The 12,927-nt window shown below is 36.8% G+C and carries 13 protein-coding genes; all 13 read left to right on the top strand.

Features of this window, described 5'->3' with window-relative positions:
- Positions 1–54 precede the first annotated feature (54 nt).
- The 13 genes from buk (at position 55) to PQF83_RS11420 (ending at position 12,914) form a co-directional block, all read left to right on the top strand.
- Positions 55–1,158, top strand: coding sequence for a butyrate kinase (buk, locus tag PQF83_RS11480; protein WP_000115774.1), 1,104 nt, complete (start codon positions 55–57; stop codon positions 1,156–1,158).
- Positions 1,159–1,162: 4 nt separating this feature from the next.
- Complete coding sequence (gene lpdA, locus PQF83_RS11475; RefSeq protein ID WP_001051291.1) at positions 1,163–2,584, top strand: dihydrolipoyl dehydrogenase; 1,422 nt, start codon at positions 1,163–1,165, stop codon at positions 2,582–2,584.
- Between the two features lie 27 nt (positions 2,585–2,611).
- Complete coding sequence (gene bfmBAA / locus PQF83_RS11470) at positions 2,612–3,613, top strand: 3-methyl-2-oxobutanoate dehydrogenase subunit alpha (protein ID WP_000852555.1); 1,002 nt, start codon at positions 2,612–2,614, stop codon at positions 3,611–3,613.
- 13 nt (positions 3,614–3,626) lie between these two features.
- The gene (gene bfmBAB / locus PQF83_RS11465) at positions 3,627–4,610 is read left to right on the top strand and encodes a 3-methyl-2-oxobutanoate dehydrogenase subunit beta (RefSeq protein ID WP_000290076.1); all 984 of its coding nucleotides are present in this window, start codon (positions 3,627–3,629) and stop codon (positions 4,608–4,610) included.
- Between the two features lie 15 nt (positions 4,611–4,625).
- Positions 4,626–5,945 (top strand): dihydrolipoamide acetyltransferase family protein, encoded by a 1,320-nt coding sequence (locus PQF83_RS11460; protein WP_000257652.1) that lies wholly within the window; start codon positions 4,626–4,628, stop codon positions 5,943–5,945.
- Between the two features lie 341 nt (positions 5,946–6,286).
- The gene (locus PQF83_RS11455) at positions 6,287–7,465 is read left to right on the top strand and encodes an FtsW/RodA/SpoVE family cell cycle protein (RefSeq protein WP_000831200.1); all 1,179 of its coding nucleotides are present in this window, start codon (positions 6,287–6,289) and stop codon (positions 7,463–7,465) included.
- Between the two features lie 105 nt (positions 7,466–7,570).
- Positions 7,571–8,275: a DUF421 domain-containing protein gene (locus PQF83_RS11450; RefSeq protein WP_000550968.1), complete on the top strand. Its 705-nt coding sequence runs from the start codon at positions 7,571–7,573 to the stop codon at positions 8,273–8,275.
- Between the two features lie 69 nt (positions 8,276–8,344).
- On the top strand, positions 8,345–8,803 hold the full coding sequence (locus PQF83_RS11445; protein ID WP_000542556.1) for an NUDIX hydrolase: 459 nt from the start codon (positions 8,345–8,347) through the stop codon (positions 8,801–8,803).
- Positions 8,804–8,946: 143 nt separating this feature from the next.
- On the top strand, positions 8,947–9,360 hold the full coding sequence (locus tag PQF83_RS11440) for a BrxA/BrxB family bacilliredoxin (RefSeq protein ID WP_001998211.1): 414 nt from the start codon (positions 8,947–8,949) through the stop codon (positions 9,358–9,360).
- Between the two features lie 294 nt (positions 9,361–9,654).
- Positions 9,655–10,434 carry a transporter substrate-binding domain-containing protein gene (locus tag PQF83_RS11435; protein WP_000735472.1) on the top strand — a complete coding sequence of 260 codons (780 nt, stop codon included), beginning with the start codon at positions 9,655–9,657 and terminating at the stop codon, positions 10,432–10,434.
- 36 nt (positions 10,435–10,470) lie between these two features.
- On the top strand, positions 10,471–11,130 hold the full coding sequence (locus PQF83_RS11430) for an amino acid ABC transporter permease (RefSeq protein WP_001046921.1): 660 nt from the start codon (positions 10,471–10,473) through the stop codon (positions 11,128–11,130).
- The gene (locus PQF83_RS11425) at positions 11,123–11,845 is read left to right on the top strand and encodes an amino acid ABC transporter ATP-binding protein (RefSeq protein WP_000590218.1); all 723 of its coding nucleotides are present in this window, start codon (positions 11,123–11,125) and stop codon (positions 11,843–11,845) included. The genes PQF83_RS11430 and PQF83_RS11425 overlap by 8 nt, the downstream gene beginning before the upstream one ends.
- A 100-nt stretch (positions 11,846–11,945) precedes the next feature.
- A complete protein-coding gene (locus tag PQF83_RS11420; RefSeq protein WP_000472680.1) occupies positions 11,946–12,914 on the top strand; it encodes an aromatic acid exporter family protein in 969 nt (322 codons plus the stop codon).
- Positions 12,915–12,927 lie beyond the last annotated feature (13 nt).

Below are 12,927 nucleotides of genomic sequence, written 5' to 3'. Positions count from 1 at the left end.
TACCTCTTATGAGGTTTCCACTTCCTTTTGAATTTATTAGTGGAGGTAGCAACAGTGTCTGTAAATCGAATTCTTGTTATTAATCCGGGTAGTACATCCACAAAAATTGGTGTTTTTGATAATGAAAGACCCGTTTTAGAAGAAACTATTCGTCATGACGAAGAACAGATTGGAAAATATAAGCGAATTATCGACCAATATGAGTTTCGTAAAGAAACGATCTTAGAAGTTCTACATTCTCACGGTATTAACATTTCAAAATTAAACGCAGTTTGTGGCCGTGGGGGATTACTTCGTCCAATCGAAGGTGGAACATACACAGTAAACGATGCGATGTTAGAAGATTTAAAAAATGGTTTTAGCGGTCATCACGCTTCAAACCTTGGGGGCATTTTAGCATATGAAATAGCTTCTGGATTAAATATTCCGGCATTCATTGTAGACCCTGTCGTTGTAGATGAAATGGAGCCTATTGCTCGTATAAGTGGTATTGCTGGTATGGAACGCAAAAGTATTTTCCATGCATTAAATCAAAAAGCAGTTGCTCGTAAAGTAGCTGAACAGTTAAATCACAAATATGAGGATTTAAATTTATTAGTTACACATATGGGCGGAGGTATTACAGTTGGTGCTCATAAAAAAGGAAGAGTAATCGATGTAAATAACGGTTTAAACGGAGAAGGCCCATTTAGTCCAGAGCGCGCTGGTACAGTACCAGTAGGGCAACTAGTAGAAATGTGTTTCTCTGGTGAGTATTACCGAGATGAAATGATAAAAAAACTTGTCGGACAAGGTGGACTTGTAAGTCTTATCGGTACAAATGATGCGATTAAAGTAGAACAAATGGTTGAAAAAGGTGATCCTGAAGCAACTCTTATTTATAAAGCTATGGCATATCAAGTTGCAAAAGAGATTGGCGGAGCTAGCGCTGTACTTCACGGGAAAATCGATGCAATCGTATTAACTGGTGGACTTGCTTACAGTAAAATCCTTGTTGATGAAATAAAAGAACGAGTAGACTGGATTGCAGATGTTATCGTACATCCAGGAGAAGATGAATTACAAGCATTAGCAGAAGGGGCACTTCGTGTACTACGTGAAGAAGAAGCTCCAAAAGAATATATTGTACGTGAAAAAGAAACGGTAGCTAGGGGTTGAGATAATGGCAAAAGAATATGATTTAGTCATCGTTGGCGGCGGTACTGGTGGATATGTTGCTGCAATTCGTGCATCACAACTAGGGTTAAAAACTGCACTTGTTGAAAAAGAAAATCTTGGTGGTACTTGTTTACACAAAGGATGTATTCCTAGTAAAGCCCTTTTACGTAGTGCGGAAGTATACGCAACTGCTAAAAAAAGCGAAGAGTTCGGAGTTATTGCAAGTAATGTAGAACTAAACTTTGCGAAAGTACAAGAGCGTAAAGAGAAGATTGTAACGCAACTTCATAAAGGTGTTCAGCACTTAATGAAACAAGGTAAAATTGATGTGTTTGAAGGTATTGGCCGTATTCTTGGCCCATCTATTTTCTCTCCGATGCCAGGGACAATTTCAGTTGAACTTGCAAGTGGAGAAGAGAATGAAATGTTAATTCCAAAAAATGTACTTATTGCAACAGGTTCTCGTCCGAATTCATTACCAGGTTTAGAATTAGACGGAGAGTATGTAATGTCTTCCGATCATGCCCTAAAAATGGAAACGCTTCCTAGCTCGATTATTATCGTTGGTGGCGGTGTAATTGGTATTGAGTGGGCATCTATGCTTGCTGACTTCGGTGTAGAAGTTACAGTATTAGAGTATGCGAAAACGATACTACCACTAGAAGACCAAGACGTTTCAAAAGAAATGCAACGTCTATTCAAGAAAAAAGGTATTAAAGTGGTAACTGGTGCAAAAGTATTACCAGAAACATTGGTAAAAGATAATGGAGTAACAATTCAAGCTGAACATAACGGTGAGAATAAAGAATTTAAAGCAGAAAAAATGCTTGTATCTGTAGGACGACAAGCCAATACGCAAAATATTGGTTTAGAGAATACGGATATCGTTGTGGAAAAAGGATACATTCAAACAAATGAGTTTTATCAAACGAAAGAATCTCATATTTACGCAATCGGTGATGTAATTGGTGGCTTACAGCTTGCTCACGTTGCTTCTCATGAAGGAATTGTTGCAGTAGAACATATTGCTGGTAAAGAAGTTACACCAATTGATTATTCTATGGTATCAAAATGCGTATATAGCAGTCCGGAAGTTGCTTCTGTCGGTTTAACAGAACAAGAAGCGAAAGAAAAAGGCTATAAGCTAAAAGTAGGTAAGTTCTCATTCCGTGCAATCGGAAAAGCGCTTGTATACGGCGAATCAGATGGTTTCGTAAAACTTGTAGTTGATGAAGAAACAAATGATATTCTCGGTGTTCATATGATTGGACCGCATGTAACAGATATGATTTCTGAAGCGGGTCTTGCAAGAGTACTTGATGCAACACCTTGGGAAGTAGCACATACAATTCATCCGCATCCATCATTATCTGAGGCGATTGGTGAAGCAGCATTAGCTGTAGATGGAAAAGCGTTACACGCATAAAAATGTGGATTTAGGAGGTTATGAAAAATGGCAGAAGTAAAAGAAAAGCGCCATGAAGAGCTTGGCTTAAGTGATGAGCAAGTATTAGAGATGTTCCGTACGATGTTACTTGCACGTAAAATCGACGAACGTATGTGGTTATTAAACCGTGCTGGTAAAATTCCATTCGTAATTTCTTGTCAAGGACAAGAGGCAGCACAAGTTGGAGCAGCATTTGCTCTTGATAGAGAGAAAGATTATGCATTACCATACTACCGTGATATGGGTGTTGTACTAGCGTTTGGTATGACAGCGAAAGAACTGATGCTATCTGGTTTCGCGAAAGCTGGAGATCCAAACTCTGGTGGTCGTCAAATGCCTGGTCACTTCGGTCAAAAGAAAAATCGTATTGTGACAGGTTCATCTCCAGTAACAACGCAAGTACCACATGCAGTTGGTATTGCATTAGCTGGAAAAATGGAAAAGAAAGATTTAGTAACGTTTGTTACATTCGGTGAAGGTTCTTCCAACCAAGGTGATTTCCATGAAGGTGCAAACTTTGCTGGCGTACACAAGTTACCTGTTATTTTTATGTGTGAAAATAATAAATACGCAATCTCTATTCCAGTTGAAAAACAATTAGCATGTAAAAATGTATCAGACCGTGCAATTGGATACGGTATGCCTGGATATACAGTAGACGGAAACGATCCGCTTGCAGTATATAAAGCTGTAAAAGAAGCAGCAGACCGTGGCCGCCGTGGTGAAGGTCCAACTTTAATTGAAACAGTATCATATCGTTTAACAGCACATTCAAGTGACGATGATGATCGCGTTTATCGTGATAAAGAAGAAGTAGAAGAAGCGAAGAAAAATGATTCAATTGTAACATTTGCTGCTTATTTAAAAGAGGTTGGCGTGTTAACTGAGGAATCAGAAAAACAAATGTTAGACGAAATTATGCATATCGTAAACGAAGCAACAGAATATGCAGAAAATGCTCCGTATGCAGCACCTGAAGATGCATTGAAGCACGTATACGCAGAATAGGGGGGAACGTTTCATGGCTGTAATGTCTTATATTGATGCTATTACATTAGCAATGCGCGAGGAAATGGAACGCGATGAGAAAGTATTCGTTTTAGGTGAAGATGTTGGTAAAAAAGGTGGCGTATTTAAAGCGACACACGGATTATATGATCAATTTGGTGAAGATCGTGCGCTAGATACACCACTTGCAGAATCTGCAATCGCTGGGGTTGCAATTGGTGCAGCAATGTATGGAATGCGTCCAATCGCTGAAATGCAGTTTGCGGATTTCATCATGCCAGCAGTAAACCAAATTGTTTCTGAGGCAGCAAAAATTCGTTACCGTTCTAATAATGATTGGACTTGTCCAATCACAGTTCGTGCGCCATTTGGCGGCGGTGTTCACGGTGCATTGTATCATTCGCAATCTGTAGAAGCGATGTTTGCAAACCAACCTGGTTTAAAAATCGTTATCCCTTCTACACCATATGATGCAAAAGGCTTACTAAAAGCTGCAATTCGTGATGAAGATCCAGTATTATTCTTTGAGCATAAACGTGCATATCGCTTAATTAAAGGTGAAGTGCCAGAAGATGATTATGTATTACCAATCGGAAAAGCAGATGTAAAACGTGAAGGTGATGATATTACTGTTATCACATACGGATTATGTGTTCATTTTGCTCTTCAAGCAGCTGAAAAGTTAGCGCAAGATGGCATCTCTGCACATATTCTTGATTTACGTACTGTATATCCATTAGATAAAGAAGCAATCATTGAAGCAGCTTCTAAAACAGGTAAAGTTCTTCTTGTAACAGAAGACAATAAAGAAGGAAGTATTATGAGTGAAGTGGCAGCAATTATCGCTGAAAACTGTCTATTTGATTTAGATGCACCAATTGCGCGTCTTGCAGGTCCAGACGTTCCAGCAATGCCATATGCACCAACAATGGAAAAATTCTTTATGGTAAATCCAGATAAAGTTGAAAAAGCAATGCGTGAACTTGCGGAATTTTAATCGGGGGGACTATACATGGCTGTAGAAAATATTACAATGCCTCAGCTCGGGGAGAGCGTTACAGAGGGTACAATTAGTAAATGGCTCGTTAATGTTGGCGATCACGTAAACAAATATGATCCGCTTGCAGAAGTAATGACTGATAAAGTAAATGCTGAAGTACCATCTTCTTTCACTGGTATTGTGAAAGAGTTGATCGCTGGTGAAGGTGATACGTTAGCTGTAGGTGAAGTAGTTTGTGTGATTCAAGTAGAAGGCGCAGATGAAGTAGCAGCAACAGCTGTTGAGGAAAAAACAAAAGAAGAACCAAAGGCAGAAGTAGCTACGCCTGAAAAAGCACCGAAAGCAAAACAACCAACTGATGGAAAACCTCGTTTTTCACCAGCTGTGTTAAAACTTGCAGGTGAACATAACGTTGATTTAGATCTAGTAGAAGGTACGGGAGCAAACGGCCGTATCACTCGTAAAGATATTTTAAAGCTAGTGGAATCAGGAAATATTCCGCAAGCAGGTGCGGCGAAGAAAGAGGAAGCGGTAGCGGCAGTAGTAGAAGCGCGTCCGGAAGCACCAAAAGCAGCGCCAGTAGCACAAAAAGTAGAAGCTGCGAAACCAGTTTCTGTACCAACAATGCCTGGCGATATCGAAATTCCAGTAACAGGTGTACGTAAAGCAATCGCAGCGAACATGTTACGTAGTAAACACGAAGCGCCACACGCTTGGATGATGATTGAAGTAGATGTGACAAACCTTGTGTCATACCGTAATTCAATTAAAGGTGATTTCAAAAAACGCGAAGGCTTTAACTTAACGTTCTTTGCTTTCTTCGTAAAAGCAGTAGCACAAGCGTTAAAAGAGTATCCTCAAATTAATTCAATGTGGGCTGGCGATAAAATCGTTCAGAAGAAAGATATTAACCTTTCTATCGCTGTTGCGACAGAGGACGAACTATTTGTACCAGTAATTAAACACGCGGACGAGAAGACAATTAAAGGTATCGCTCGTGAAATTACAGAACTTGCAGGAAAAGTACGTACGAAATCGTTAAAAGCGGACGAAATGCAAGGCGGAACATTTACAATTAATAACACAGGATCATTCGGTTCTGTTCAATCTATGGGTATTATTAATTACCCACAAGCGGCTATTTTACAAGTTGAATCAATTGTAAAACGCCCAGTAATTATGGAAAATGGTATGTTCGGTGCTCGCGACATGGTTAACTTATGTTTATCACTTGATCACCGTGTACTAGATGGTTTAATTTGTGGTAAGTTCTTAGGACGTGTAAAAGAAATTTTAGAAAATACGTCAGAAAATAATACATCTGTATATTAAATAAAAAGCTCGCTTATGCGAGCTTTTTATCATCTTATTTCTTCATCTACATCCTACTATATGTATAATACCTTTCCCAGTAATCTTACAATGAACCATTATGTATTAGGAATTTATGAAAATACATTGCTGATATATGGTATATGGATATAAAATAAGAAAAGAATAATTTTTTTGGCAAATCTTACTGACGAAACTGTAGTATAATATATTGTATTGTATGAAAAAGAGAGTTATTCTATATAAGTGTTTTATAGATAATGTGTAATCAGTCGTCAAAACATGAAGAATGTTGACTCCTGGTTTTTTATTTTGCTGTAACAATGTTTCAGGAGGATGTCATGAAAAGAAGTACCGAGTTTCTAAAAAGTTTAGATGTAAAATTAATTTTAATTTTGTTAGCATTATGTGTTACAAGTATAGCTGCTATATATAGCAGTCAGCAAACTGGCCAATATGGAGAGGCAAACTTTGCGATGAAACAAGGTTTGAACTACATAATTGGGGTTGTATTGTTATTGCTTGTTGCAAGCATCGACTTAGATCAATTACAAAAATTGTCTTGGCCACTTTATATCGTTGGATTTGCTTCACTTATTCTTTTGAAAATACTACCGGTTTCCAATTTCACACCTGAAAAATTAGGTGCAAAAAGATGGTTTGTATTTCCGTTAGTTGGACAAATTCAGCCATCTGAGTTTTTCAAAATTTCATTGCTTCTCGTAGTAGCAAGTATAGCAGTGAAACATAATGCGCAGTATATGGCAAGGACATTTCAAACGGACTTAAAATTAGTAGGTAAAATTATGCTAGTATCCCTCCCGCCTATGGCTGTTGTATATAGCCAACCGGATACGGGGATGGTGTTCTTATACGCTGCTGCCATTGCATGTATTTTATTTATGTCAGGTATTCAGAAGAAATTGATAGCGTTATGTACAGTTATTCCAGTCACCATACTATCCACGTTAATATTTATTTACGTAAGGTATGAGGATTTCTTCTTTAATAAGTTAGTTACGCTACTAAAACCGCACCAACAATCACGTATTTTAGGTTGGTTAGATCCATTTGAACATACAGATCAAGGTTATCAAACACAGCAATCAATTTTAGCTGTAGGTAGTGGCGGTATGGAAGGGAAAGGGTTTGGCGAAGGGAATGTTTATATCCCTGAGAAGCATACAGACTTTATTTTCGCTACAATTGCCGAAGAAGGTGGATTTATCGTAGCAGCGTTAGTTGTATTCTTGTTCTTATTACTACTATATAGAACAATTATTATCGGTTATTCTGCTGATAATTTATTCGGTACATTATTATGTGCTGGGTCAATTGGGATATTAACGGTTCAAATATTCCAAAATATCGGTATGATTGTTGGATTAATGCCTGTAAAAGGGATTGCATTACCTTTCTTATCGTATGGGGGAAGTTCCTTGTTCTCGAATATGATTATGATGGGTCTCATATTATCGGTACGAAAAACGTATAAAAAGTATATGTTTTCCGTTAAGTAAAAAAAGCTGGTTCGTTTTTAAACGAACCAGCTTTTTTACATATATACTCATAAACGTTGCAAACTAAAACAGACTAGCAGTTTAGGATGTAAGGAGTGCAAAGTGATGCATATGCATATTTTTGAGGGAGCACGGCATCTTTCTAATAGTGAATGGGTTATTCGGGCTATTATAGCATACATATTTTTAATATTAGTTGCGAAAGCGATGGGGCAAAGGTCCATCGCACAACTTCGCTTTTTAGATGTTGTATTGGTGTTATTGCTTGGCGGGAATATTTCTAACGCATTGTCTGATGAAAAAGTAGGATTAATGGGCTCGATGATTACAACGTTTATACTCGTTGTACTTCATATTATAAGTTCAGTTTTAATGTTGAAATGGGATAGATGGAGACGCTTTTTAGAGCCAGCACCTATCATTCTTATACACAACGGCTCCATTGATTTTAGCAATTTGAAAAAAGCGAGAATTACCGTGGAATATTTATTTTCAGAACTTCGTATGCGAAATGTGAGCGATATTCAAACAATCAAATTAGCATTATGGGAAGCGAACGGTGTCGTTTCTATATTTCGGTATCCAGAATATGAGGCAGTTTCCCGACTTGATCTAAAAGTGGCGGGAAAAAAATCTCCAGTTTCTTTTGTATTAGTAAAGGATGGGAGCATTCAGCAAGATGTTCTTGCTTTATTAGGGAAAACAGAAGAATGGGCGAGAGAATTTCTAGAGAAAAACGCAGAAGTTGAATCCATTTTGTTAGCTACAGTAGATGAAACACATAAAATAAATATTTTGTTAAAAAAATGAAAAATATACGCATTTTGTCGTTTCATACATATGATACAATAGTGTGGACAACGAAAAAGGAGGGATACGATGGGATATGTAGAAGAATTACGGAAAATAGTTGGTCATCGCCCTTTAATTTTAGTTGGTGCTGTTGTACTCGTTATAAATGAAAATAGATATGTATTATTACAACAAAGAACAGAGCCTTACGGAAAATGGGGGCTGCCTGGTGGATTAATGGAGCTTAGTGAATCACCAGAAGAAACTGCTTTTCGTGAAGTATACGAAGAAACAGGAATAAAGGTGAAGAACCTACGATTAATCAATGTGTTTTCTGGAGCGAACTATTTTACAAAATTAGCAAACGGTGATGAATTTCAATCTGTAACGACCGCTTATTATACGGACGAATACGATGGAGATTTTGTTATGAACAAAGAAGAAGCGGTTCAGCTTAAATTCTTCCCACTAACAGAACTACCTGACTATATTGTTGGGTCGCATAAAAAAATGATTGCTGAATATATGAAGATTATGGAAAAGTGACAAAAAGGTGTTAGAACAGGGTTCTAACACCTTTTCTATATCCAAATACAAGTAAACTTACTTGTATTTCATAAACATTAACTGGTAAGATACAAATAGGTAGTTTTAGAGGAGGGAAAAGATTGATTAATTTTAACTTTTTTATGAATGATGTTGTCCGCCAAGCGCGTGAAGAGATTGTCTCTGCTGGATATACAGAATTGACGACGCCAGAAGCAGTAGACGAAGCGTTTAAAAGAAATGGAACAACACTTGTAATGGTAAACTCTGTATGTGGTTGTGCAGGCGGTATTGCTCGTCCTGCTGCTGCGCATTCTGTACATTATGATAAACGTCCTAACCACCTTGTAACGGTGTTTGCAGGTCAAGATAAAGAAGCGACAGCAAGAGCTCGTGAATATTTCGAAGGGTATCCACCATCTTCTCCATCATTTGCTTTATTAAAAGATGGAAAAATTGTAACGATGGTAGAGCGTCATGAAATTGAAGGTCATGAACCGATGCAAGTTATTGCAAAACTACAATCGTATTTCGAAGAGAATTGCGAAGAACTATAATCAGTGGAGGTGGTTCATCCCAACTGATTATAAGTCCTTATAAAAATAAATGAAAAGGCGGTACGTCCACACTCAAGTGGATGTACCGCCTTTTTTATTTCGTATTAAAATTTGTGGGATATGCATAGTTTTGTTATTTTATGCAACTTTTTATACATGGATAACTGTGTTTTAACTTGTTTTATATTTATTTTTATTTTATATATTGCATAAAAATAAAAGTGCTGATACAATACAAACATCGAATAAATATTCTATTAAACTTTTAAATATACATTATTAGGGGGAAGAAAGATGAAAAAGTTATTATCAATATCGTTTGCACTTATTTTAATTGTAAGTATGTTCAGTGCTTGTAGTAATGGGGAAGAAAAGGCTACTGGAAAAAATAAAAAAGTACTCGTTATGGGGACTTCAGCAGATTATAAACCATATGAATACGTAGAAGCTTCAAAGAGTGATGAAATTATCGGCTTTGATGTTGATGTTGCTAAATATATCGGAAAAGAACTTGGTTATGAAGTGAAAGTGAAAGATATGGATTTTGGTGGTTTATTAGCATCTCTTAGCTCAGGAAAAGTTGATTTCGTAATGGCAGGTATGACGCCAACTGCAGAGCGTAAAAATAATGTTGATTTCACAGATATTTACTTTGTTGCGAAAAACATGGTCGTTTCTAAAAAAGACTCTAACATTAAATCTATAGAGGATTTAAAAGGGAAAAAAGTAGGGGTACAAACAGGATCTATTCAAGAAGAGAAAGCAGCAGAATTTAAAAAGCAAGTAGATTTCAAAGTTGAGGGACGTGACCGTATACCAGAAATCGTACAAGAAATTAAAGCTGGTCGTTTTGATGCTGCAATTATAGAAGACACAGTTGCTAAAAATTATTTAGAGAAAATGAAAGAGTTACAAGGAATTGAAATTAAAGAAGCTCCAGAAGAAGTTGGAGCAGCAATTGCCCTTCCGAAAAACAGTGATAAAACAGCTGAATTTAATAAAGTAATTAAAAAAATGCAAGAAAATGGAGAAATGGATAAATTAGTGAAGAAATGGTTTGGTAGCGAAAAATAAGCTGCCTTTCACTTTTCTGTGAGGGGAATGAAAAGAATGAACTTAGATTTTTCGGCGATTACGCCTTCGATACCATATATATTAAAAGGTCTAGAAGTTACTTTGAAAATTGTAGCAGTATCAGCTTTAGCAGGGTTTCTTTTAGGGACGTTATTAGCACTTTGCAAAATTGCTAGAATACGAGCATTAAATATAGCGGCAGATCTTTATACATCAATTTTCCGTGGTACACCACTTGTATTGCAATTAATGATTATTTATTTCGGTGTCCCGCAAATAATTGGTTATGAAATACCGGCATTCTTAGCAGCTGTACTTGCATTTAGCTTAAATTCAGGTGCATATATGTCAGAAGTAATCCGTGCCGGCATTCAAGCGGTTGATAAAGGACAAACAGAAGCAGCGATGGCTTTAGGAATTCCATACGGAAAAATGATGCGAAATATCATTTTTCCTCAAGCTTTAAAAAATATATTACCGGCACTTGTAAACGAGTTTGCGACACTTACGAAAGAATCGGCTGTAGTAACAGTAATAGGAGCAACGGATTTAATGCGTCGTGCTTATATCGTAGGCGGGGAGACTTTTAAATACCTTGAACCATTACTTTTTGTTGGACTCATTTATTATATGCTAGTCATTATTCTTACATTAGTCGGGAAGGCAATTGAAGGGAGAATGAAGAAAAGTGATTAAAATTGAAAACCTTCATAAATCATTTGGAAAAAACGAAGTATTAAAAGGAATTACAACAACGATTGAAAAAGGGGAAGTAGTAGCAATTATTGGACCGTCTGGATCAGGGAAATCAACATTTTTACGTTGTATGAATGTGTTAGAAGCACCGACAAATGGTCACATTTGGATTGGAACGGAAGAAGTAACGAATCCAAAAACGAATATTATGCACGTTCGTGAAAATGTCGGAATGGTATTTCAGCATTTTCACCTATTTCCTCATATGACTGTATTAGAAAATATTACGTATGCTCCTATCAATGTAAAAGGAGTAACGAAACAAGAAGCTGAAAAGAAAGCCGAAAAACTGTTAGAAAAGGTCGGCTTATTAGATAAAAAAGATACGTATCCAAATCGTCTTTCGGGAGGACAAAAGCAACGTGTAGCAATTGCAAGAGCGTTAGCAATGGAACCAGAAGTAATGTTATTTGATGAACCGACATCCGCACTAGATCCAGAGATGGTAAAAGAAGTGTTAGAAGTTATGAAATCATTAGTTACGACAGGAATGACAATGGCAATTGTTACACATGAAATGGGATTTGCAAAAGAAGTAGCAGATCGTGTTCTCTTTTTAGATGGTGGAAAGCTTGTAGAAGATAGTGCGCCAGCAGAATTTTTTGCAGCACCGAAAAGTGAGCGTGCGCAACAATTTTTACAAAAGATATTGTAATATGTAAAGGTTACGTGAATAATAAGTAGAAAAGGATGACATTGTGTCATCCTTTTTTTATACTAACTGTAAATACGTTTATACATATAGGAGCAATGCTATGTTCAAAATTGGATACCGTACAGTAAAAACAGCAATAGGGACAGGCGCAGCCGTTTTTATTGCACAGTTATTAGGGTTGGAATTTTATAGTTCAGCGGGTATTTTAGTTATATTATGCGTACAAAATACGAAACGTAAATCACTTCAAGTGTCGTTACACCGTTTTTTAGCCTGTGTATTATCAATGGTGTTCGCGTTTTGTATTTTTGAAACAATTGGATATACACCACTAGCAATTAGCGTACTATTACTTACATTTATTCCGACTGCAGTCATGTTTAAAATTCAAGAAGGTATTGTTACGAGTTCAGTTATTGTGATGCATCTATATTCATTGAAACAAATTACATGGCTTATTGTTGGGAATGAAATTGCGATATTAACGATAGGGATTAGCGTGGCTCTATTAGTAAATATGTATATGCCAAGTAGTGAAAATAAGCTAAAAGAGTATCAAGGTAAAATAGAAAATAATTTTAAAACGATTTTGTTTGAAATGGTTGTATATTTACGAAACCGAGAAAGTAGTTGGAGCGGGGCAGAACTTATTGAAACTGAACAGATGCTAAATGAAGCTAGAGATTTATCGTTTAAGAAACTTGAGAATGCATTTATGCGAGAAGATGACTATTACTATCGCTATTTCAATATGCGTATGCAACAATTCGAAATTTTAGAGCGAATGATTCCGTTAGCAGCTTCTTTATCATGGACATATGAACAAGCGGACATGATTGCGGATGTGGTTGAAAACATTGGAAATGCTATTAGCCCTCAGAGTACCGGGGTTATTTCTTTAAGGCAGCTTCAAGAAATGCGAGAATTATTTAGAGATATGCCATTGCCGGCTACACGTGAAGAATTTGAGATACGTGCGAAACTTGTTCAACTTGTATACGAAATGGAACAATATTTACTCATTAAAAGTCGCTTTAAAGGAAAGGATAATATAAAAGAACTTATATAGAAGGTAGGAATTA

It is taken from the genome of Bacillus sp. FF-1, assembly GCF_028548245.1.
Classification (GTDB): domain Bacteria; phylum Bacillota; class Bacilli; order Bacillales; family Bacillaceae_G; genus Bacillus_A; species Bacillus_A paranthracis.
Note: the sequence above shows the minus strand (reverse complement) of the source record. Positions and strands in the feature narration are given on the sequence as shown.

What these genes read in the sequence shown, in the direction of transcription:
- PQF83_RS11445 (WP_000542556.1), top strand. Translation starts at nt 8,345, where the DNA reads ATGGGATATGTAGAAGAATTACGGAAAATAGTTGGTCATCGCCCTTTA.
- lpdA (WP_001051291.1), top strand. Translation starts at nt 1,163, where the DNA reads ATGGCAAAAGAATATGATTTAGTCATCGTTGGCGGCGGTACTGGTGGA.
- PQF83_RS11420 (WP_000472680.1), top strand. Translation starts at nt 11,946, where the DNA reads ATGTTCAAAATTGGATACCGTACAGTAAAAACAGCAATAGGGACAGGC.
- PQF83_RS11435 (WP_000735472.1), top strand. Translation starts at nt 9,655, where the DNA reads ATGAAAAAGTTATTATCAATATCGTTTGCACTTATTTTAATTGTAAGT.
- PQF83_RS11460 (WP_000257652.1), top strand. Translation starts at nt 4,626, where the DNA reads ATGGCTGTAGAAAATATTACAATGCCTCAGCTCGGGGAGAGCGTTACA.
- PQF83_RS11450 (WP_000550968.1), top strand. Translation starts at nt 7,571, where the DNA reads ATGCATATGCATATTTTTGAGGGAGCACGGCATCTTTCTAATAGTGAA.
- PQF83_RS11440 (WP_001998211.1), top strand. Translation starts at nt 8,947, where the DNA reads ATGAATGATGTTGTCCGCCAAGCGCGTGAAGAGATTGTCTCTGCTGGA.
- PQF83_RS11455 (WP_000831200.1), top strand. Translation starts at nt 6,287, where the DNA reads ATGAAAAGAAGTACCGAGTTTCTAAAAAGTTTAGATGTAAAATTAATT.
- PQF83_RS11430 (WP_001046921.1), top strand. Translation starts at nt 10,471, where the DNA reads ATGAACTTAGATTTTTCGGCGATTACGCCTTCGATACCATATATATTA.
- bfmBAA (WP_000852555.1), top strand. Translation starts at nt 2,612, where the DNA reads ATGGCAGAAGTAAAAGAAAAGCGCCATGAAGAGCTTGGCTTAAGTGAT.
- bfmBAB (WP_000290076.1), top strand. Translation starts at nt 3,627, where the DNA reads ATGGCTGTAATGTCTTATATTGATGCTATTACATTAGCAATGCGCGAG.